Below are 18,943 nucleotides of genomic sequence, written 5' to 3'. Positions count from 1 at the left end.
TACACGTGATCGGAACATTGCGCACAGCGGTGGTGGCCGCGCTGTTGCTGGCGGCGGGCAATGCGTGGGCGCTTGGTCTGGGTCAGATCCAGGTCAAGAGCAAGCGCAACCAGCCACTGCTGGCTGAAATCCCCATCGTCTCCACCACCCCCGGCGAGTTGGCGGCGCTGCAGGCGCGGCTGGCCTCGCCGGAAACCTTCCGCCGGGTCGGCCTGGCGCCGCCCAGCGGCGTCGCCGCCGACCTGCAGTTCAGCCTCGGCAGCGATGCCAGGGGCAGGCCGGTCATCCGCGTCACCACGATCCGCCCGGTCGAACAGCCGGTGCTGAGCTTCCTGATCGAGGTGGACTGGGGCGCCGGCCGGCTGGTGCGCGAGTACTCGGCGCTGATGGACGCCCCCAACACCGCCGGTGCGGCGTTGCCGCCGGACGTGAGCATCCCGCAGACCCCGGCGCCGGCATTGGTGCAGCGTCCCGAACCGGCGGCGCCCGTGGTGCCGCAGGCCCGTGCGCCCGTGACCGCCGCCAACCCGCCGTCACCGGCCGCGCCGGTACCGGTGCGGGCGCCGGCCGAAGCACCGGCCGTTTCCATCGCCGTGCCGGCCCCACAGCCGGCGCGTCCTGCGCCGGTCGCGATGGCGCCGATAGCCGAAGCCGGACCGGCTGCGGATCCCATGCAGTACGGCCCGATCAAGCCGGGCGAGTCGCTGTCGAAGATCGCCAGCGGGCTTGACCTGCGCCGCAGTTTCAGCCTGGAGCAGACCATGCTGGCGCTGCTGCAGGCCAACCCCGAGGCCTTCCTGGGCGATGACGTCAATCGCCTGCGCAGCGGTACGGTGCTGCGGGTGCCGTCGAGCGAGGACGTGGCGAAGATCAGCGCCGAAGAGGCCGCCCAGGTGGTGCGCCAGCAGGCCCGCCAGTGGCGGCAGGCGCGGCGCGCGGTGCGCCAGCCGGACGCCGCGGATGCCGCCAGCACTGCCAGCTCCCCGGCCGCGGCCAAACCGGCAGGACCGAAGCCGGCGCCTGCGTCCAATGTGAAGGCGCCCGCGGCCAAGCCCGCAGCGGTGGCTGCAGTGGCCAAGCCGGCCCCGGCGGCGGCACGGCGGGAAGGGGCTCGCCTGCAGATCGTGCCGCCAACGGCACCGGGCAAGGCCACGGGCAACAGATCCGGCACCAGCGCCGGTGGCGAGGGCAGCATGCTGCAACAGGAATTGCGTCAGCGCGACGAGGACATCGCGGCCAAATCGGCCGAGATTGGCGAATTGAAGGAGCGCCTGGCGGAGCTGGAAAAGCTCAAGAACGAACAGCAGAAGCTGTTGTCGCTGAAGGACAGCGAGCTGGCTGCGGCGCAGGCGCGCCTGGCCGAGAGCAACCGGGCCAAGCAGACCCAGGCCGCGGTGCCCGCCACCAAGGCCAGCACCCAGCAGGCTGCCCCCGCCGAGGCCGCGGACAAGCCCGCGATGATGCCGTGGCTGTGGGGGGGATTGGGCGTCGTCGCACTGGCGCTGCTGGCGTGGCTGATGGCCGGCCGCCGCAAGCAGGCCCCGCCGCCGCGGCGCAGCGTGTTCGACAGCGAAGCGTTGGCGGCCGGCATGGCTGCACCGGCGCTGCAGGACGTCGAGGCGCCGGAGGCGCGCGCCGCCGACGAACAGGAGCACGCCCGGGAGGAACACGACGCCACGGCGGCGGAAACCGCCCCGGCCGCCGTCGAAACCGGAGCGGCCGATGCCGGGACCGCATCCGGCGCTGACGCGTCGCCGGTCGCGCCCGCTGCGGCCACCGATACCCCGGCCTGGCATTCGGGCTGGGTGCAGGTTGCGCCAGCCACCCAACCGGCGCCCGAGCGTGCTGCCGTGGCGCAAGCGGCTGGTGCCGACGCAGACGTGGCGGTCGTGGACGCGCAGCCAGCGGTGGTCGACGACCTTCCCGACCACCTGGCGGCCGTGCCCGCGCAGGCCAGCCCCGAACAGCGCTTCAAGCTGGCGCGTGCCTTCCTCGACGTGGGCGACGAGTTCTCCGCGCAGCAGCTGCTGCTGGAACTGCTCGACCACGAGGACGAGGCGGTCAGCGACGAGGCCGCGCGCATGCTCAGCAAGCTGGTGGGCTGAGGCGCGCCGGCGAGAGCGAAGCGATGCGGTTGGCACTCGGGGTCGAATACGACGGCAGCGGCTTTTCGGGCTGGCAGCGGTTGAGCCAGGCCGGCGCGCTGGAGGCCGACGGCAGCCTGCAGACCGCGCTGGAGATGGCGTTGTCGAAAGTCGCCGCTGCGCCCATCGACACCGTCTGTTCCGGCCGCACCGATGCCGGCGTGCATGCGCGCTGCCAGGTGGTGCATTTCGATACCGAAGCCACGCGCGACGCGCGCGGCTGGATCCTCGGCACCACCGCCAACCTGCCGCCGACCATGGCGGTGCGCTGGTGCGTGCCGGTGGCCGACGATTTCAACGCGCGCTTCTCGGCGCGCGCGCGCCGCTACCGCTACCGCATCCTCAACCGCAGCGCGCGGCCGGGGCTGGAGCGCCAGTACCTGGGCTGGGAGCGCATGCCGCTCGACGCCGACGCCATGCACGAAGCCGCGCAGGCGCTGCCCGGCGAGCGTGATTTCTCCGCCTTCCGCAGCGCCCAGTGCCAGGCCACCCATGCGCGCCGGAACCTGCAGGACATTTCCGTCACCCGCGCCGGCGACGAAGTGGTGGTCGAGGTGCAGGCCAACGCCTTCCTCCACCACATGGTGCGCAACATCGTCGGCTCGCTGCTGGTGGTGGGGCGTGGCGAGCGGCCGGTGGCGTGGATCGCCGAGTTGCTGGAGGGGCGCGACCGCACCGTCGCCGGCCCCACCGCGCCGTCGGCCGGGCTGCTGTTCCTCGGGCCAAAATATCCGCCGCACTGGAACCTGCCGGCCGAAGCCTGCGGGGAGTTCGCGTAGGCCATGGCCGGATCCCACTTCCGTACCCGCATCAAGTTCTGCGGCCTGACCCGGCCCGGCGATGCGCGCCTGGCCTGCGAGCTGGGCGTGGACGCGGTGGGGGTGATCTTCGCCGCAAAAAGCCAGCGGCGGGTCGCGCCCGCGCGTGCCGCGGCGGTGCGCGCGGCGCTGTCGCCGCTGGTCACGCTGGTGGCGCTGTTCATGGACAACGACGAGCGCGAGGTGCGCGCGGCGATCGACGAGGCGCGGCCGACCCTGCTGCAGTTCCACGGCAGCGAGGACGATGCCTTCTGCCGCCGTTTCGGCCTACCGTACATCAAGGGCCTTGGTCTGGGCGGCGCCCGCGTGGACGTGGGCACGTTGCGTGCGCGCTGGCCACACGCGGCCGGTTTCGTGCTGGACGGCCACGCGCCCGGCGCGGCCGGCGGCAGCGGACAGCGGCTGGAGGCGGGGAACATCCCGGCCGATCTGGACCGGCCTTGGCTGCTGGCCGGCGGTCTGGACCCGGACAACGTCGGCGACGCCGTGCGCGCCGTGCGCCCGTGGGGCGTGGACGTGGCCGGCGGCATCGAGCTGGCCCCGGGCGTCAAGGACGGGCTGCGGATGCGCCGCTTCGTGGAGGCCGTGCGTGCGTGCGACGCAGACGCCACGGCTGCGACGATCAGGTAGGCTATGGCCACGCCATGGAGACTTCCAACCGCCCCCGCGCACCCTTCGGCCGCTCGCTGCGGCGATGGCGGCGCGTGCCTGCGGCCGCGGTGAGATAAGGCCGCGCTTGCCTTCGCGCCCGTCAGCCGGGCGCACGCCATTCGTTTCGACCTCCGCCAGCGGCGCCACCGCCGCGCGCGTTCCGACACCGGAGACTTCAGCGTGACCACTTCCAGCCCGCAGGCCGCGCCCGCCGCGCCCATCGATTTCCACGCTTACCCCGACGCCAACGGCCACTTCGGCCGCCACGGCGGCCGCTTCGTCGCCGAGACCCTGATGGGGCCGCTGCAGGAGCTGGCCGACGCCTACGACGCCGCGCGCGTCGATCCGTCCTTCATCGCCGCCTTCTACAAGGACCTGGCCCACTACGTCGGCCGGCCCAGCCCGATCTACCACGCCGAGCGCCTGAGCCGCGAAGTCGGCGGCGCGCAGATCCTGCTCAAGCGCGAGGACCTGAACCACACCGGCGCGCACAAGATCAACAACACCATCGGCCAGGCGCTGCTGGCCAGCCGCATGGGCAAGACCCGGATCATCGCCGAGACCGGCGCCGGCCAGCACGGCGTGGCCTCCGCCACCGTGGCCACGCGGCTGGGGCTGGAATGCGTGGTCTACATGGGCGCCACCGACATCGAGCGGCAGAAGATCAACGTCTACCGGATGAAGCTGCTGGGCGCGACGGTGGTGCCGGTGACCAGTGGCTCGGCCACGCTCAAGGACGCGCTCAATGAGGCGATGCGCGACTGGGTGACCAACGTGCGCGACACGTTCTACATCATCGGCACCGTGGCCGGCCCCGACCCGTACCCGCGCATGGTCCGCGACTTCAACGCCGTGGTCGGCCGCGAGGCGCGCGCGCAGATGCTGGCCGAATACGGCCGCCTGCCGGATGCCATCACCGCCTGCGTGGGCGGCGGCAGCAACGCCATCGGGCTGTTCCACGCCTTCCTCAACGACCCGGGCGTGCGCATCGTCGGTGCGGAAGCGGCGGGCGAGGGCATCGAGACCGGCCACCATGCCGCCTCGCTGGCGGCGGGCCGGATCGGCGTGCTGCACGGCAACCGCACCTACGTGATCTGCGACGACGATGGCCAGATCACCGAAACCCATTCGATCTCCGCAGGCCTGGACTACCCCGGCGTCGGCCCCGAGCACGCCTTCCTGAAGGACAGCGGCCGCGCCGAGTACGTTGGCGTGACCGACGAGGAGGCGCTTGCCGCCTTCCACCGCCTGACCCGCACCGAAGGCATCCTGCCGGCACTGGAGTCCAGCCACGCGGTGGCGCAGGCGATCAAGCTGGCGCGCGAGCTGCCGAAGGACGCGCTGGTGCTGTGCAACCTGTCCGGTCGCGGCGACAAGGATGTGCACACCATCGCCGCGCGCGAGGGCCTGGCGCTCTAGCCCGCCGGACCCGGTCCATACGCAGCAGCACGGGCACGCGTGCCGCGATGGCCCGTCCCGCGCCACATGCCGGGATTTGGCCTGCGGCCCGGTTTCGGCGAGAATGCCCGGTTCAACTTCACCTCAACCTTCAGGAGTCCGGCCATGGCCGAAGAGAACCAGGCCCCGCCCGCGGCCGAACAGCAGAACGGCGCCCAAGGCACCCAGTTCCCGCCGCAGTTCTTCGACTGCGTCAACGAGTACCTCGAGCTGGCCAACAAGCAGTCGCAGAAGTACGGCGAGAAGAACATCAGCCTGGCCGCGCTGTTCGCCAGCGCGCGCTTCAACGCCCACGTGTTCCTGGCCAACGTCAAGCCGATCGCCGCCGCCGACGAGCGCACCGCGTTCCTCGACTACATGAGCACCATGTACCGCCGCATGCTCAACGAGCATCTGGACGGCATGGGCGAAGAGCGTGGCATCGACGTCGGTGATTCCGAGCTGGCCGAGGAGTACAAGGCGGCCGGCGTGAAGGTCGGTCGTCTCAAGGACGCGCCGGCTGCGGCCAACGAATGACCCGTCTGCAGCAACGGCTGGACGCGCTGCGTTCGGCCGGGCGCAAGGGGCTGGTGCCGTTCATCACCGCCGGCGATCCGTCGCTGGCGGCGACGGTGCCGGTCATGCACGCGCTGGCGCAGGCAGGCGCGGACGTGATCGAACTCGGTGTGCCGTTCTCCGACCCGATGGCCGATGGCCCGGTGATCCAGCGCAGTTCCGAACGTGCGCTGGCGCGCGGGGCAGGGCTTGCGTGGGTACTGGACTGCGTGCGCGCGTTCCGTGAACGGGACGCGGCCACGCCGGTGGTGCTGATGGGTTACCTGAATCCGGTCGAGATCCGCGGTGCGGCGGCGTTCGCCGCCGATGCGGCGGCGGCCGGCGTGGACGGCATGTTGCTGGTCGACCTGCCGCCCGAAGAGGCCGAGGAATATCGCGCCGCCTTCGCGCACAACGGACTGGCGCTGATCTCGCTGGCCTCGCCGACCACGCCGCAGGCCCGCCTGCAGCGCCTGTGCGAACAGGCCGATGGCTACCTGTACTACGTCAGCTACGCCGGCGTCACCGGCGCGGCGCATCTGGACGTGGGCGATGCCGGCCGCCACCTGGCGGAAGTGCGGGCGATGGCGAAGGCGCCGGTGTTCGCCGGCTTCGGCATCCGTGATGCCGCCAGCGCCGCGTCGATGGCCGCGCATGCCGACGGCGTGGTGGTCGGCAGTGCACTGGTGTCCGCGATGGAAGGCAGCACCGGCGAGGCGGATGCCGCTGCGCACGCGGATGCGTTCCTGCGCCCGCTGCGCGAGGCGCTGGACGGGCTGGCCGTTCCGGCCTGAGTAGTAGACTGGGCGCCATCCGGGCCACGGCCGGGATGGAAGCGGGCAATCGTGCGCGCGACGCAACCTGCGGTGATCGAAACGAATGAGCTGGCTTAAGAAACTGATGCCGGGCACCGGCATCCGCACCGAGGCGGGCAGCGAGCGTAAGCGCAGCGTGCCCGAGGGCCTGTGGGAAAAGTGCGAGCGCTGCGGTTCGGTGCTGTACCGGCCCGAACTCGAAGAGAACCTCGAGGTCTGCCCGAAGTGCGCCTTCCACATGCCGATCCGCGCCCGCGCACGGCTGGCGGCACTGCTGGACGACGGCGCGGGGCGCGAAATCGGTGCCGAACTGGGGCCGACCGACGTCCTCAAGTTCAAGGACCAGAAGAAGTATTCCGACCGCATCAAGGCCGCGCAGAAGTCCACCGGCGAGCGCGATGCGCTGGTCGCGCTGGAAGGCAAGCTGGCCGGCCAAGACCTGGTCGCCGCCTCGTTCGATTTCGCCTTCATGGGCGGCTCGATGGGCTCGGTGGTGGGCGAGCGCTTCACCCTTGCCGCCGAGCGCGCGCTGGAGCTGCGCTGCCCGTTCGTGTGCTTCTCCGCCAGCGGCGGCGCGCGCATGCAGGAGAGCCTGTTTTCGCTGATGCAGATGGCCAAGACCTCCGCGGCGCTGGGCCGGTTGCGCGCGGCGGGGCTGCCCTACGTCTCCGTGTTGACCCATCCCACCACCGGCGGCGTGTCGGCCAGTTTCGCGATGCTGGGCGATCTGAACATCGCCGAGCCGGGTGCATTGATCGGCTTCGCCGGGCAGCGCGTGATCGAGCAGACCGTGCGCGAGAAGCTGCCGGAGGGCTTCCAGCGCAGCGAGTTCCTGCTCCAGCACGGCACCGTCGACCAGATCGTCGATCGCCGGGAGATGCGCGAGCGGCTGGCGCACCTGCTGGCCATGCTGATGAAGCGTCCGGCCCCGGCCGACGGCGCGGAGGCGGCGTGAGCACGCGCCGCTACTTCGGCACCGACGGCATCCGTGGCCGGGTCGGCGAAGGCCCGATTTCGGCCGACTTCGTGCTGCGCCTGGGCAACGCCTATGGACATGCGCTGGTGGCTGCCGCCAGCGAGCGCAAGGATTGGCGCAAGCCGATGGTGGTGATCGGCAAGGACACCCGGCTTTCGAACTACATGTTCGAGGCCGCGCTGGAGGCCGGCCTGGTGGCGGCGGGCGTGGACGTGCAGCTGATGGGGCCGATGCCGACCCCGGCGGTGGCGCACCTGACCCATTCGATGCGCGCCGACGGCGGCATCGTGATCTCCGCCTCGCACAACCCGCACCACGACAACGGCATCAAGTTCTTCTCCGCGCAGGGCGAAAAGCTCGACGACGCCACCGAGCTGGCCATCGAGGCTGCGCTGGACGCGCCGTTCTCCACCGTGCCTTCGGAGAAGCTGGGCCGTGCGGTGCGCACCCGCGACACCATCGGCCGCTACGTGGAGGCCTGCAAGAATTCCGTGCCCAAGGGCTTCCACCTCGACGGCATGCGCATCGTGGTGGACTGTGCCAACGGGGCCACCTACCAGTTGGCGCCGCTGGTGCTGCGGGAACTGGGGGCGCAGGTGGAAGCCATCGGCATCGAGCCCAATGGCGTCAACATCAACGAGGGCGTCGGTTCCACCCACCCGGAGACGCTGGCCGCGCGGGTGCGCGAGCGCGGCGCCGAGCTGGGCATCGCTTTCGATGGCGACGGCGACCGCGTGCTGTTCGTCGATGCGCAGGGGCGCGTCTGCGACGGCGACGACCTGCTCTACGTGCTGGCCTGCGACTGGCAGCAAACCGGCCGCTTGCGCGGCCCGGTGGTCGGCACGCTGATGACCAACTTCGGCTTCGAACAGGCGCTGGCCGCGCGCGGGATCGCGTTCGTGCGCGCCAAGGTCGGCGACCGCTACGTGCACCAGCAGCTGCTCGCCCATGACGGCGTGCTGGGTGGCGAGGCCAGCGGCCATATCCTGTGCCTGGACCGCGCCAGTACCGGCGACGGCATCGTCAGCGCGCTGCAGGTGCTGGAAGTGCTGCAGCGCCGCGGCATCGGCCTGGCCGATGCGCTGAAGGATCTGCGCAAGGTGCCGCAGAAGACCGTCAACGTGCGCTTTGCCGCCGGCAGCAAGCCGGCCGAAGCGGCCAGCGTGCAGGCCGCGCTGGCGCAGGCGCAGCGTGCGGTCGAGGGCCGCGGCCGCGCCTTCCTGCGTCCGTCGGGCACGGAACCCGTGGTGCGGGTGACGGTCGAAGCCGACGACGCCGCGCTGGTCGAATCCACCCTGTCTACCTTGGCCGACGCCGTGCGCGCCGCCGCCTGATCCAACGCCGCGATTCCCGCGTCCGCGGGAAGGAAGAACACCATGACCCAGCAGATCCCCACCCTCGACATCCGCCGCTTCACCCATCCCGCCAGCCCGGCGGACCGCCAGACTTTCGTCGATGAACTCGGCGCGGCCTACCGCGAATGGGGCTTCGCCGGCATCCGCAACCACGGCATCCCGCAGGCGCAGATCGACGAGGCCTATGCCACCTTCAAGGCGTTCTTCGCGCTACCGGAGGAGGTGAAGAAGCAGTACCACGTGGCGGGCGGCGGCGGTGCGCGCGGCTACACGCCGTTCGGCGTGGAAACCGCGAAGGGCTCGAAGCACTTCGACCTCAAGGAGTTCTGGCACATCGGCCGGGAGATCCCGCGCGACTCGAAGTACGCCGCCGACATGCCGGAAAACCAGTGGCCGGCGGAGATTCCGGAATTCAAGCGGGTCGGCTACGGCCTCTACCAGTCGCTGGATGCGCTGGGCTCGCAAGTGCTGTCGGCGCTGGCGCTGCACATCGGGCTGGCGGAGAACTATTTCGCCGACAAGACCGATTCAGGCAACTCGATCCTGCGTCCGATCCACTATCCGCCGATCACCACCGATGACATCCCCAACGTGCGCGCCGGCGCGCACGAGGACATCAACCTGATCACCCTGCTGGTGGGCGCCAGCGCGGAAGGCCTCGAAGTGCTGTCGCGCAAGGGCGAGTGGGTGCCTTTCACCGCCGATGCCGACACCATCGTGGTCAACATCGGCGACATGCTGCAGCGGCTGACCAACCACGTGTATCCGTCCACCACCCACCGGGTGGTCAATCCGCCGGGGGAGAAGGCGCGCCAGCCGCGCTATTCCACGCCGTTCTTCCTGCACCCGAACCCGGATTTCCTGATCGACGTGCTGCCGTCCTGCATCACCCCGGACAATCCCAGCCGCTATCCGGAGCCGATCACCGCGGAAGGCTACCTGCAGGAACGCCTGCGCGAAATCAAGCTGAAGTAAGGAGCGTCACATGCGTCGCAAACTCGTCGCCGGCAACTGGAAGCTGCAGGGCAGCCGCGAATTCGCCCATGCGCTGGTCGCCGATATCGTCGAAGCCGGCGTCGCCGGGGTGGAGCTGGTGGTGCTGCCGCCGTACCCCTATCTGGGCGAGCTGGTGGCGAAATTCGACGGCAACGGCGTGGCTTTCGGCGCGCAGGACGTGAGCGCGCACGACAAGGGCGCCTACACCGGCGAAGTGGCGGCGGCGATGCTGGCCGATGTTGGTGCGCGCTATACCCTGGTGGGGCACTCCGAGCGCCGCCAGTACCACGCCGAGAGCAGCGAGCTGGTGGCGCGCAAGTTCGCGGCCGCGCAGGCCGCGGGGCTGGTGCCGATCCTGTGCGTGGGCGAGAGCCTGGAAGAGCGCGAGGCCGGCCGCACCGAGGACGTGATCGCCGCGCAGCTGTCGCCGGTGCTGGCGCTGGCCGGGGTGGCCGCGTTCGCCAACGCGGTGGTGGCCTATGAACCGGTGTGGGCGATCGGCACCGGCCGTACTGCCAGCCCGGAGCAGGCGCAGGCCGTGCACGCCTTCATTCGTAGCCAAATCGCCGCGCTGGATGCTAGAATTGCCGATTCGCTGCCCCTGCTGTACGGCGGCAGCGTCAAGCCCGACAACGCGGCCAGCCTGTTCGCCCAGGCCGACGTGGACGGCGGGCTGATCGGCGGCGCCTCGCTGGCTGCCGCGGATTTCCTGGCCATCGCCCGCGCGGCGGCCTGAACACCCAAGAGAACGCGCAGATGTTGCTGCAATTCATCCAGATCGTGTACGTGCTGGTGGCAATCGCCATCATCGCCTTCGTGCTGCTGCAGCAGGGGGCTGGCGCCTCGGCCGGTTCCGGTTTCGGCGGCGGCGCCTCGGCCACCGTGTTCGGTGCGCGGGGCGCGTCCAACTTCCTGAGCAAGAGCACCAAGTGGCTGGCGATCACGTTCTTCGTCATCAGCATGGGCATGGCCATGTACGCCAGCCGGCAGGCCAACCGCCAGGGTCCGGCTAAGGCCGATCTCGGCGTGATGGCCCAGCAGGCTCCGGCGCAGCCGGCTGCCCAGGTGCCGACCGCGCAGGTGCCGACTGCCGCCGCGCAGCCGCCCGCAGCGGAGGTCCCACCGGCCCAGCCGGCACCCGCACCGGGCCAATGACGGCCGGCGCAACACGTTCTAGAATTGCGGTCCGCGGTCGAAAGGCCGGAAAATTTGCCCAGGTGGCGGAATTGGTAGACGCACTACCTTGAGGTGGTAGCGATTTAGGTCGTAGGGGTTCGAGTCCCCTCTTGGGCACCAATCCAAAAAAAACCCCGCTACGGCGGGGTTTTTTCTTGGGCGCGATCCGGCCCGGAACCGGGGGGTGGGGCTAGACTGTCGCCGGTCATCCGGATGTGGCAGCGGCCATGCGCAGTTTCGAGGATTCCCACGGGCAGCACTGGCAGGCGGCGTTGCTGGATGGCTCCTACGGCAACATCATGCTGGTCTTCAGCCCGATGCAGTCGGGCATGATCCGTCGCCGCGCGCTGCAGGTATCGACCATGGCCGAAGCCATGGCCTTGTTGGCGGGGCTGGATGAGGACGGCCTGCGGGCGATGCTGCTGGAGGCCGACCCTTGGGAGCCGGGGGTGGAAGGGTTCTGAAGCTCAGCCCGACGCCACTTGCGCGGTGTCCGTGCGCGTCTGCTGCCGTGCCGCCCGCCGCCAGTCGCGCAGGCCCTTCGCGGCAAGCCCCACGAAGCCGACATAGAGCACGGCGGTGACGAACAGCTGCTTGTTCGCGAACATGCCGATGTACACCACATCGACCGCGATCCACATCCACCACGCGGCGATATGGCGGCGGTTCTGCCAGAACTGCCCGACCAGGCTGAACGCGGTGAGCATGGCGTCCAGCCAGGGCAGGGCGGCGTTCGTGTAGGTATGCATGGTGTAGCCCAGCGCCAGCCCGCCGGCCAGCCCGGCCAGCAGGTGGATGCCGGCCGAACGCGCGTCCAGCGATGCCACCCGCACATGGCCGGTGGCATCCAGGTTGCGCAGCCATCGCAGCCAGCCTGACACCAGCATCACCACCCAGAAGCACTGCAGCAGCACTTCCGAATACAGCCGCGCGCCGGCATACACCCAGATGTAGACCGATACCGACAGCAGCCCGACCGGGAAGCACCAGGGGCTGCGCCGCGTGGTCAGCCACACGGCGCTGGCGCTGAGGACGGCCGCGGCGGTTTCGTGGAAGGTGATCACAGGCCCATGCGCACCGTCAGGCGCGCCAGCCGCGGCGCGCCCGGGAACAGGTAGTTGTCGCCCAGCGAGCTGCCGGTGTCGCGCCAGTAGCTGCGGTTGAACAGGTTGTCGATCCCCAGCTGCACCACGAACGCGCGTTCGCGCAGCTGGCCGGTGTAGCGCAGGCCGGTGTCGAACACGTCGTAGGCGGGCACCTCCACCGCGCCGTCCGGCGTGGCCGGATTGGCGGCGGCATGGCGCCAGCCCGCCAGCAGCGCCAGCCGCGGCATCGCCGGCAGCGTGTAGTCGAGGTGCAGGCTGGCGCGCATGCGCGGCACGTTGACCACCTGTTGGCCGTCGAACGCCGCAGTGCCGGTGCCTTCCGCCTGCGCGCGGATCACCGCGACGCTGGCGTTGACGCCCAGCGCCCCGGTCAGGCGGCCGTTGGCGGACAGCTCCAGGCCGTCGTGCACTTCATCGCCGCGCTGGACGAAGGTGAAGCCGGCGGCGGACGCATCCGGCTGCGCGTACTGGTAGGGCTGGCGGATGCGGAACAGGCTGGCATCGAGGTCGAGCCGCTCGCCCAAGCGGTACTTCACGCCGGCTTCCAGCTGGCGGGTGATCCGCGGTGCCAGCATCGCACCGTCGTTGCTGGTCCAGTAGGGGGCTTCCTTGCCCAGCGACAGTCCCTTGCTGAAACTTGCGTACACGCGGGTCGCCGGGTCCGGCTGCCACAGCAGCGCGACCTGCGGCAGGGTCTGCGACAGCCGGGTTTCGCGCTCGATCGCGCCGGCCTTGTTGCGCGCGCGCTCGTGCAGGCGCACGAACTGCGCACCCAGCAGCAGTTGCCAGCGGTCGCCCAGCGCCAGCCGGTCCATCGCGAAGCCGCTGCGCTGCCAGCTGTCGAGGCGGCGCACCTTGGGGCCGATCTGTTCGGGCGAGGGCGCGAAGGCGGGCGGATCGCCGTCGGCGATGTTCCAGCTGCCCACGTACTCGTTGACGTTGCGGTGGCGATCGATGCTGCGGTGGAAGGCGCTGGCGCCGATGCTCAGCGCGTGCCCCACGCCGCCGGTCTGGAAGCGGCCCTCCAGGCTGAGGCGGGCGTTGTCGCCGGTGCGGGTGTCGTCCGGGTTGCGGTAGTCGTAGATGTCGTAGCTGCCGTCCGGGCCGAAGTACCAGGGGGGGCTGCCGCTCCAGCAGGCGTCGACGTACCAGCAGCCGTAGGCGAAGGCGACGTTGTCGTCGATCACGCTGCGGCTGCGGCCGGCGGCCACGCGCAGCGTCCAGTCTTCGCCCAGCGCATGACGCAGGCGCGCGCTGGTGTTGCTGGCGCGGATCGACACCGGCTGCTGCCAGGGCTGGTAGCCCAGCATCAGCGTGGGATCCGGGTCTTGGGGCAGCGCGGTGCCGCCGAGCAGCTGGTAGCCGGAGACCGAGCGCTGCGCGCTGGTCTGGTAGTTGCTGTCCAGCTCCAGCGTGGTGCCGGGGGCGATCTTCCAGTCCGCGGCCAGCGCGTAGAAATTGCGTCGGCCGTCGGCGTGGCGGACGTGCGAATGCATGTCCTCCCACGCCACGTTCGCGCGCAGGCCGAAGGTCGGGCTCAGCCAACCGCCGACGTCCACGGCCACGTAGCGCGAGCCGCGCGAGTCGGTGCCCAGCGTCAGATCGCGCACCTCGTCCGGGCGCTTGCTGACGAAGTTCACCACGCCACCGGGCTCCATCACACCCGCGGTCAGGCCGGCCAGACCCTTCAGGACCTCGACCTGCTGCTTGTCTTCCAGCGCGATGGCCTGCTCGCCGGTCATGGCCAGGTTGTTGGCGCGATAGCCGGTGCCGGCATCCAGCGCGAAGCCGCGGATGGCGATGTTCTGGTAGTAGCCCACCGGCGCGTAGTTGTCGCCCAGCGAAGCGTCCTCGCGCGCCAGTTCGCTGAGGGTGCGGACCTGGCGGTCGTCCAGCTGCTGGCGACCCACCACGTGGATGGCGGCGGGGGTGTCGCGCGGCGTGGCATTGCCCCAGCCGTCGATGCCGGCATCGCGGGTCTTGTCGTCGGCATCGGTGGTGGCGCGGACCGGCGCGAGGCGGGTGATCTTCGACTGGCCATCGGCCTCGTCGGCCGGCGCAGCGGTGGCCAGCAGCGGCAGCAGGGCGAGCAACAGGGGGGCGGTGCGCAGGGATTTCATCGTCGTCGTCTCAGGAGGGAGAGCGAAGCGACGGCGAACAGCCGCACGCACGGGACGTGGCTGTTCGAATCAAGCTCCCTACGCCGGTGCAAACCGGATCAGGTTCCAAGGGACTCTCTCAGCCCGGCAACGCCGGGCACCCCCGCTTCTCCCGACATTGAACCATGAACGGCCGCAGTCGGGCCAGCATCGGCTCAGTCGGGGTCGCGGATCGACGCCAGCAAAGCCAGTCCCGGCGCGGTTTCGAACCAGGCCGCGTGGCCCAGCAGGAAGCTGCCCCAGGCCTGGTCAGCCTGCGTGCGTGCGCCGAACGCGCCTTGGTAACAATCGATTTCCGACAGTGCGAAATCGATGTGCACCAGCGGCAGCAGGTCGGCGAGCAGGTCGCGCTGCGCCTGCGACAGCGGCAGCACCTCGGCATAGCCGGTGATCACTTCCCGCGCCGTTACCGGATGGATCGCCTCCATGCCGCGCTCCAGCTGCAGCCAGGCGATGGCGTTGCGCTCGATGGCGGTGGCCAGGTCGTACAGGGCGAAGGTCGGCGCGCACAGGCCGAAATCGAGCACGGTGGCCACGTCGGCGTCGTCACCCGCGTCGGTCCAGCAGAGGTTGGAGGCGTGCCAGTCGCCGTGCGTCCACAGCCGCGGCAGCGCCGCGAGGCGCGGCTGCAGGCTGCGGTGGCGCGCCGCGAGCGGGGCGAGCTCCCCGCGCCAGCCGTCGCGGCCGGCGAGGTAGGCCGCCAGTCCCGGACGCCAAGCCCACTGCGATTCCACCGCGGCATGCAGATCCGGTGCGCGCAGGGCGTCATCGCGGGCGACCAGCCGGGTGGCACTGCGCTGCATTGCACCGAAGTCCGCCGCGGCCTGGTGCAGGCGCGCCAGCATGCGGCCGGCGTGGCGGGCGTGCCCGAGCTGGCGCAGCGGTGTCCATGAGGGGGTGTCGCGGTAGAGGTCGATGCCGGCGGCCGGTGCCTGGACTTCGTACACCCATTCGCCCATCGGGATGGCGGTCATGCCGTCGACGTCGGCCAGCACCCGCGGAACCGCGATGTCGCGGCGGCGCAGATGTGCGAGCAGTGCATGCTCCTCGCCCAACGCGACGGGGGTGCGTACGCACCGGTGCTGGCGCTTGACGAAGACCTCGCCCACCGGTGTTTGTACCCGGGCTACCGCCGAGAACGGGCGCGGGCTGCGCCAGAGGATCCGGGTGGGCCCGAGCAGGTCCGGAAAGCGCGCCAGCAGCGTGGCCACGTCGGCGTCCTCGAGCCGCGGACGGTAGCGGGCGATCTGGTCGCTGTCCCAGCCGTGCAGGGGGTGGTTGCTGGCGGTCATGGCGGCCCTCGCTCCGGCGCGGATCGTGCCGGTGTGTCCACAATGCAAAACGCCCAGTCTGGTGGGGACTGGGCGTTGCAATGGTGGCTCGGGACGGAATCGAACCGCCGACACGGGGATTTTCAATCCCCTGCTCTACCAACTGAGCTACCGAGCCATGCTGTGTTGCGAGCCGCGCATGATACGGATCGCCGGGCAGTTGGGCAAGCCATTTCCGTCGCGGGGGCGGCCGGACCGTTAGGCAGGCGTTCCGCTTCAGGGGATGATGATGGCGGGTATCCACTGGTCAGGAGAACGCCATGAAAGCGATTATTGCCGCTGCAATCGCCCTCGGGCTGACGGCCTGCGCGACCGGCCGGCTCAGCGATACCGAACGACTGGCCCTGTACCAGCAGCACGCAGGCGCGCCGGTGAACCAGATCCGCTACCTCGATCCGATGGGCTGGGATCGCATCGACGACCAGCATGTGGTCCTGCAGATGCGTCCCAATGAAAGCTGGCTGCTGCGCCTGTCCGGGCCCTGCCTGCAGTGGACCAGCGGCTCGCCATTCATCGGCCTGTCGTCCTTCAGCGGCATGACCCTGTCCAGGTTCGACAAGGTGGTCGCCCCCGGCAGCAGCCAGCTCAGCTGCCTGATCCAGGAAATCCGCCCGGTCGACGTGAAGGCGTTGCGGGCGGCCGAGAAGTCGCTGCGCGAGAAGCCCGGGACTCAGGCCTCGGGCATGTAACCCGGCGGCTTGTCGGCGCCGCCTTCGAACAGGTACTTCACCATCTGCGCCTCGAGGAAGGCGCGGTGTTCGGGGTTCATCGGCGAGATCCGGTTCTCGTTGATGAGCATGGTCTGGTGCGCCAGCCAGCGCTGCCAGGCCGGCTTGCCGACCTCGTTGAAGACCCGCTTGCCGGCTTCGCCCGGCCACGGCGGGAAATCCAGTCCGTCGGTGTCGATGTCGTCCACCACGCAGTGCACCTTGCGGGTCATTCCGTTCGCTCCTGAAGCAGTTTGCGCACCGGCGCGGGCAGGCCGATCGCGGCGAGTTCCGCGCGGCTTGTCCAGCGCAGGCCGGCATTATCGCCGATGGCCGCGTGCGGGCCGTTGACGGCGATCAGCCACGGGTGGATGCGCAGGCGGAAGTGGGTGAAGCCGTGTTCCAGCGCAGGCAGGGCGCGCGCGCTGGCGAAGTCGCCGTCAAGGTGGCGGTCGAACCATGCCTGCGCCTCGTCGGCGTCCTCATGCTGCGGCAGCGACCACAGCGATGCCCAGATGCCGGTCGGCGGCCGTCGCCACAGCAGCACGCGGCCTTCGGGGTCCTGCGCGATGAGCATCTGGGTTTCCCGCTGCGGCAGTTGCTTGCCCGGCTTGGCCGTCGGCAGCTCGGCGATGCGGCCTTCGCGGCGGGCCACGCAGACGTCCTGCAGCGGGCAGATCGCGCAGGCGGGACTGGCGCGGGTGCACAGGGTGGCACCGAAATCCATCTGCGCCTGGGTCCAGTCGGCAAGGCGCGCCTGCGGCAGCAGGGCGGCGGCGATCGACCACAGTTTCTTTTCTACCGCGGGCGTGCCCGGCCAGCCGTCGATGCCGAACAGCCGGCACAGCACGCGTTTCACGTTGCCGTCGAGGATCGGGGCGCGGTCGTTCCATGCCTGCGTCAGGATGGCGCCGGCGGTGCTGCGGCCGATGCCGGGCAGTGCGATGAGCGCATCGAGGTCGCGCGGCAGGTCGCCGCCGTGTCGCTCCATGCACAGCTTCGCGGTGGCGTGCAGGTTGCGCGCGCGGGCGTAGTAACCAAGCCCGGACCACAGCGCCAGCACCTCGTCCTGCGATGCACGCGCCAGCGTCGGCAGGTCGGGCAGGGCGCTGACGAAGCGGTTGAAGTAGCCCGTCACCACCGACACCTGCGTCTGCTGCAGCATGATCTCGCTCAGCCAGACCCGATAGGGCGTGCGCGGATGCTGCCAGGGCAGGTCGACCCGGCCATGGCGGTCGAACCATGCCAGCAGGCGTGCGGCGACTTCGCCGTGGTCGAGGCTGTGCGCTGGCTGTGCGGGCGAAGGGTCGGCTGCCGGGTGGCGGCCGGATCGACCCGGGGCGATTGAAGTGCGCGCGCTCATTCTTCGCCCAGCTCGACTTCCACGCCTTCCAGCGTCGCACCCGCGATTTCGACCCTGGGTGTGGACAGCGTCCCAGCCAGCGGCGGCAGCGGGGAGCCGTCGCTGCCCGCGTCCAGCCATGCCAGCACCTCTGGCAGGCGGAAGCGCGCGTCCAGCGAGGTGGCGTCGCGGTGCAGGGCCAGCGAAGCCGCGTCAGAAAACGCCATCGCGCCGTTGTAGTCCAGCGCGAACGGCAGCGGCGAGGTGGATCCGGACAGCGGCGGCGGCAGTGCGGGCCAGCTTTGTGGCCAGGCGACCAGCGCGCCGTCCAGATGCAGGCGCAGGCGCCGCCCCACCGACACGCTGCCGTGTGCGCGTGCATCCGGCACCGGGCCGTCGCCTTCCAGCACCACCGTCACCGGCACGAAGCGCCAGATCGCGTTGTTGAACGCCATCGGCCCGTGCAGGCCAAGCCGGAACGGCGCGATGGTGGAACCGGACAGATAGCGCGCAGCGATGCCGACCCTGGCCGGCTTCATCAGCGCGGAATCCTTGCCCAGCCGCAGCGGCCCCGCCAGGAACACCTGCGCAGGGACCCGCCAGTCGGCGCCGGCCAGCGTCAGCGTGCCGACGCCAGCCACGCCGGTGGGCGCGCCGTCCAGCAGGCGCTGCGGATGGGCGACGGCGATAGCGAGGTCGGCGGGGATGGAAAGCGGTGCATCGAGGTAGCGCCCGCGCAGCTGCGCGCGCATCGGACGCTGCGGATGCAGCGAGGGCAGGTCGATGGCGAGGCCGTCGATGCGCCAGTCGTCGTTGTCGATGCGGCCGTCGCGCACGCGCAGGCCGTCGGTTAGCGCCGGAATGCGGGTTTTTCCGCTGGGCGGGCGCGCGGCCAGCCAGCGCTGCAGGGCAGGGAGGTCCAGCACCGGCGCATCCAGCTCGATCCGCTGCACGGTCAGCTCGGCGCCTCGGGTGCGCAGGGTGCGCCATGGCAGCGAGACGAACACGCGCCGTGCGTGCAGCAGCGCGGCGGTGTCGCCGGGCCGCCTGACTTCCACCTCGCGCAGCACCAGCTGTGGCGTGCCGCGCAGGCGGTAGTCGATGTCCTGCGCGCGCAGTTGCAGGCCCAGCGCATCGCCGGCCAGCGACAGCAGCGTCGCGCCCGCGCGCTTGGGTTGCAGCAGCCAGCCCGCCAGCAAAAGCAGGCCAAGCAGTACGGCGATGACGATCACGGCGCCGCGCAGCAGCCGTCGCGGCAGGGTCCTGCGCGGGGCCGCGTCCGGAGTGCGCTTCATCGGGTCAGCGGTGTCGTCCATCGCGCCCCATCATGTGGCATCGGCCGTTCACGCCGCGCGGGCGTGCGCACCGGCGCACG

The 18,943-nt window shown here is 70.6% G+C and carries 19 protein-coding genes, 2 tRNA genes and 1 riboswitch; of the genes, 14 read left to right on the top strand and 7 right to left on the bottom strand.

Annotated elements, in window-relative coordinates; all coding sequences use genetic code 11:
* Positions 1-5: 5 nt before the first annotated feature.
* From ICG51_RS02840 to ICG51_RS02780, 13 genes are all read left to right on the top strand, one after another.
* Entirely contained in the window at positions 6-2,105 is a 2,100-nt protein-coding gene (locus tag ICG51_RS02840; protein ID WP_190281554.1) for a FimV/HubP family polar landmark protein, read from the top strand.
* Positions 2,106-2,128: 23 nt separating this feature from the next.
* Complete coding sequence (truA, locus tag ICG51_RS02835; RefSeq protein WP_190281553.1) at positions 2,129-2,923, top strand: tRNA pseudouridine(38-40) synthase TruA; 795 nt, start codon at positions 2,129-2,131, stop codon at positions 2,921-2,923.
* Between the two features lie 3 nt (positions 2,924-2,926).
* Positions 2,927-3,592 carry a phosphoribosylanthranilate isomerase gene (locus tag ICG51_RS02830; RefSeq protein WP_190281552.1) on the top strand — a complete coding sequence of 222 codons (666 nt, stop codon included), beginning with the start codon at positions 2,927-2,929 and terminating at the stop codon, positions 3,590-3,592.
* Positions 3,593-3,793: 201 nt separating this feature from the next.
* Entirely contained in the window at positions 3,794-5,032 is a 1,239-nt protein-coding gene (gene trpB / locus ICG51_RS02825) for a tryptophan synthase subunit beta (RefSeq protein WP_190281551.1), read from the top strand.
* 144 nt (positions 5,033-5,176) lie between these two features.
* Positions 5,177-5,587 (top strand): DUF3144 domain-containing protein, encoded by a 411-nt coding sequence (locus ICG51_RS02820; RefSeq protein WP_190281550.1) that lies wholly within the window; start codon positions 5,177-5,179, stop codon positions 5,585-5,587.
* A complete protein-coding gene (gene trpA, locus ICG51_RS02815; protein ID WP_190281549.1) occupies positions 5,584-6,399 on the top strand; it encodes a tryptophan synthase subunit alpha in 816 nt (271 codons plus the stop codon). The genes ICG51_RS02820 and trpA overlap by 4 nt, the downstream gene beginning before the upstream one ends.
* An 85-nt stretch (positions 6,400-6,484) precedes the next feature.
* The gene (gene accD, locus ICG51_RS02810; protein ID WP_190281548.1) at positions 6,485-7,375 is read left to right on the top strand and encodes an acetyl-CoA carboxylase, carboxyltransferase subunit beta; all 891 of its coding nucleotides are present in this window, start codon (positions 6,485-6,487) and stop codon (positions 7,373-7,375) included.
* Complete coding sequence (gene glmM, locus ICG51_RS02805) at positions 7,372-8,730, top strand: phosphoglucosamine mutase (protein WP_190281547.1); 1,359 nt, start codon at positions 7,372-7,374, stop codon at positions 8,728-8,730. Before accD ends, glmM begins: the two co-directional genes overlap by 4 nt.
* A 42-nt stretch (positions 8,731-8,772) precedes the next feature.
* On the top strand, positions 8,773-9,726 hold the full coding sequence (locus ICG51_RS02800) for a 2-oxoglutarate and iron-dependent oxygenase domain-containing protein (protein ID WP_190281546.1): 954 nt from the start codon (positions 8,773-8,775) through the stop codon (positions 9,724-9,726).
* A gap of 10 nt (positions 9,727-9,736) precedes the next feature.
* Positions 9,737-10,483, top strand: coding sequence for a triose-phosphate isomerase (gene tpiA / locus ICG51_RS02795; protein WP_190281545.1), 747 nt, complete (start codon positions 9,737-9,739; stop codon positions 10,481-10,483).
* A 20-nt stretch (positions 10,484-10,503) separates the two neighbouring features.
* Positions 10,504-10,902 (top strand): preprotein translocase subunit SecG, encoded by a 399-nt coding sequence (gene secG / locus ICG51_RS02790; RefSeq protein ID WP_190281544.1) that lies wholly within the window; start codon positions 10,504-10,506, stop codon positions 10,900-10,902.
* Between the two features lie 56 nt (positions 10,903-10,958).
* Positions 10,959-11,043 (top strand) — tRNA-Leu (locus ICG51_RS02785).
* 107 nt (positions 11,044-11,150) lie between these two features.
* The gene (locus ICG51_RS02780) at positions 11,151-11,387 is read left to right on the top strand and encodes a hypothetical protein (protein ID WP_190281543.1); all 237 of its coding nucleotides are present in this window, start codon (positions 11,151-11,153) and stop codon (positions 11,385-11,387) included.
* Between the two features lie 3 nt (positions 11,388-11,390).
* Here the strand turns inward: ICG51_RS02780 and pnuC are convergent, their stop codons facing one another.
* From pnuC to ICG51_RS02760, 4 genes are all read right to left on the bottom strand, one after another.
* Positions 11,391-11,987, bottom strand: coding sequence for a nicotinamide riboside transporter PnuC (gene pnuC / locus ICG51_RS02775; RefSeq protein ID WP_345776112.1), 597 nt, complete (start codon positions 11,985-11,987; stop codon positions 11,391-11,393).
* Positions 11,984-14,149, bottom strand: coding sequence for a TonB-dependent siderophore receptor (locus ICG51_RS02770; RefSeq protein WP_190281542.1), 2,166 nt, complete (start codon positions 14,147-14,149; stop codon positions 11,984-11,986). The genes pnuC and ICG51_RS02770 overlap by 4 nt, the downstream gene beginning before the upstream one ends.
* A gap of 58 nt (positions 14,150-14,207) precedes the next feature.
* Positions 14,208-14,303: riboswitch (TPP riboswitch) on the bottom strand.
* A gap of 40 nt (positions 14,304-14,343) precedes the next feature.
* Positions 14,344-15,480 carry a phosphotransferase gene (locus ICG51_RS02765; protein ID WP_190281541.1) on the bottom strand — a complete coding sequence of 379 codons (1,137 nt, stop codon included), beginning with the start codon at positions 15,478-15,480 and terminating at the stop codon, positions 14,344-14,346.
* A gap of 81 nt (positions 15,481-15,561) precedes the next feature.
* A tRNA-Phe gene (locus ICG51_RS02760) sits at positions 15,562-15,637 on the bottom strand.
* 142 nt (positions 15,638-15,779) lie between these two features.
* Here ICG51_RS02760 and ICG51_RS02755 point away from each other — a divergent pair.
* The gene (locus ICG51_RS02755; RefSeq protein WP_190281540.1) at positions 15,780-16,208 is read left to right on the top strand and encodes a DUF6491 family protein; all 429 of its coding nucleotides are present in this window, start codon (positions 15,780-15,782) and stop codon (positions 16,206-16,208) included.
* Here ICG51_RS02755 and ICG51_RS02750 read toward each other — a convergent pair.
* From ICG51_RS02750 to ICG51_RS02740, 3 genes are read right to left on the bottom strand one after another with little or no spacing between them, the layout of a single operon-like run.
* Complete coding sequence (locus ICG51_RS02750) at positions 16,190-16,459, bottom strand: oxidative damage protection protein (RefSeq protein WP_190281539.1); 270 nt, start codon at positions 16,457-16,459, stop codon at positions 16,190-16,192. The genes ICG51_RS02755 and ICG51_RS02750 overlap by 19 nt on opposite strands.
* Entirely contained in the window at positions 16,456-17,589 is a 1,134-nt protein-coding gene (gene mutY, locus ICG51_RS02745) for an A/G-specific adenine glycosylase (protein ID WP_190281538.1), read from the bottom strand. The genes ICG51_RS02750 and mutY overlap by 4 nt, the downstream gene beginning before the upstream one ends.
* Positions 17,586-18,884 (bottom strand): hypothetical protein, encoded by a 1,299-nt coding sequence (locus tag ICG51_RS02740; RefSeq protein ID WP_190281537.1) that lies wholly within the window; start codon positions 18,882-18,884, stop codon positions 17,586-17,588. Before ICG51_RS02740 ends, mutY begins: the two co-directional genes overlap by 4 nt.
* Between the last annotated feature and the right edge of the window lie 59 nt (positions 18,885-18,943).

It is taken from the genome of Thermomonas sp. XSG, from assembly GCF_014678725.1.
Classification (GTDB): domain Bacteria; phylum Pseudomonadota; class Gammaproteobacteria; order Xanthomonadales; family Xanthomonadaceae; genus Thermomonas.
This window is presented reverse-complemented; position numbering and strand designations above follow the sequence as displayed.

What these genes read in the sequence shown, in the direction of transcription:
- truA (WP_190281553.1), top strand. Translation starts at nt 2,129, where the DNA reads ATGCGGTTGGCACTCGGGGTCGAATACGACGGCAGCGGCTTTTCGGGC.
- ICG51_RS02830 (WP_190281552.1), top strand. Translation starts at nt 2,927, where the DNA reads ATGGCCGGATCCCACTTCCGTACCCGCATCAAGTTCTGCGGCCTGACC.
- ICG51_RS02820 (WP_190281550.1), top strand. Translation starts at nt 5,177, where the DNA reads ATGGCCGAAGAGAACCAGGCCCCGCCCGCGGCCGAACAGCAGAACGGC.
- trpA (WP_190281549.1), top strand. Translation starts at nt 5,584, where the DNA reads ATGACCCGTCTGCAGCAACGGCTGGACGCGCTGCGTTCGGCCGGGCGC.
- accD (WP_190281548.1), top strand. Translation starts at nt 6,485, where the DNA reads ATGAGCTGGCTTAAGAAACTGATGCCGGGCACCGGCATCCGCACCGAG.
- ICG51_RS02800 (WP_190281546.1), top strand. Translation starts at nt 8,773, where the DNA reads ATGACCCAGCAGATCCCCACCCTCGACATCCGCCGCTTCACCCATCCC.
- tpiA (WP_190281545.1), top strand. Translation starts at nt 9,737, where the DNA reads ATGCGTCGCAAACTCGTCGCCGGCAACTGGAAGCTGCAGGGCAGCCGC.
- secG (WP_190281544.1), top strand. Translation starts at nt 10,504, where the DNA reads ATGTTGCTGCAATTCATCCAGATCGTGTACGTGCTGGTGGCAATCGCC.
- ICG51_RS02780 (WP_190281543.1), top strand. Translation starts at nt 11,151, where the DNA reads ATGCGCAGTTTCGAGGATTCCCACGGGCAGCACTGGCAGGCGGCGTTG.
- ICG51_RS02770 (WP_190281542.1), bottom strand. Translation starts at nt 14,149, where the DNA reads ATGAAATCCCTGCGCACCGCCCCCCTGTTGCTCGCCCTGCTGCCGCTG.
- ICG51_RS02765 (WP_190281541.1), bottom strand. Translation starts at nt 15,480, where the DNA reads ATGACCGCCAGCAACCACCCCCTGCACGGCTGGGACAGCGACCAGATC.
- ICG51_RS02755 (WP_190281540.1), top strand. Translation starts at nt 15,780, where the DNA reads ATGAAAGCGATTATTGCCGCTGCAATCGCCCTCGGGCTGACGGCCTGC.
- ICG51_RS02750 (WP_190281539.1), bottom strand. Translation starts at nt 16,459, where the DNA reads ATGACCCGCAAGGTGCACTGCGTGGTGGACGACATCGACACCGACGGA.
- mutY (WP_190281538.1), bottom strand. Translation starts at nt 17,589, where the DNA reads ATGAGCGCGCGCACTTCAATCGCCCCGGGTCGATCCGGCCGCCACCCG.
- ICG51_RS02740 (WP_190281537.1), bottom strand. Translation starts at nt 18,884, where the DNA reads ATGGACGACACCGCTGACCCGATGAAGCGCACTCCGGACGCGGCCCCG.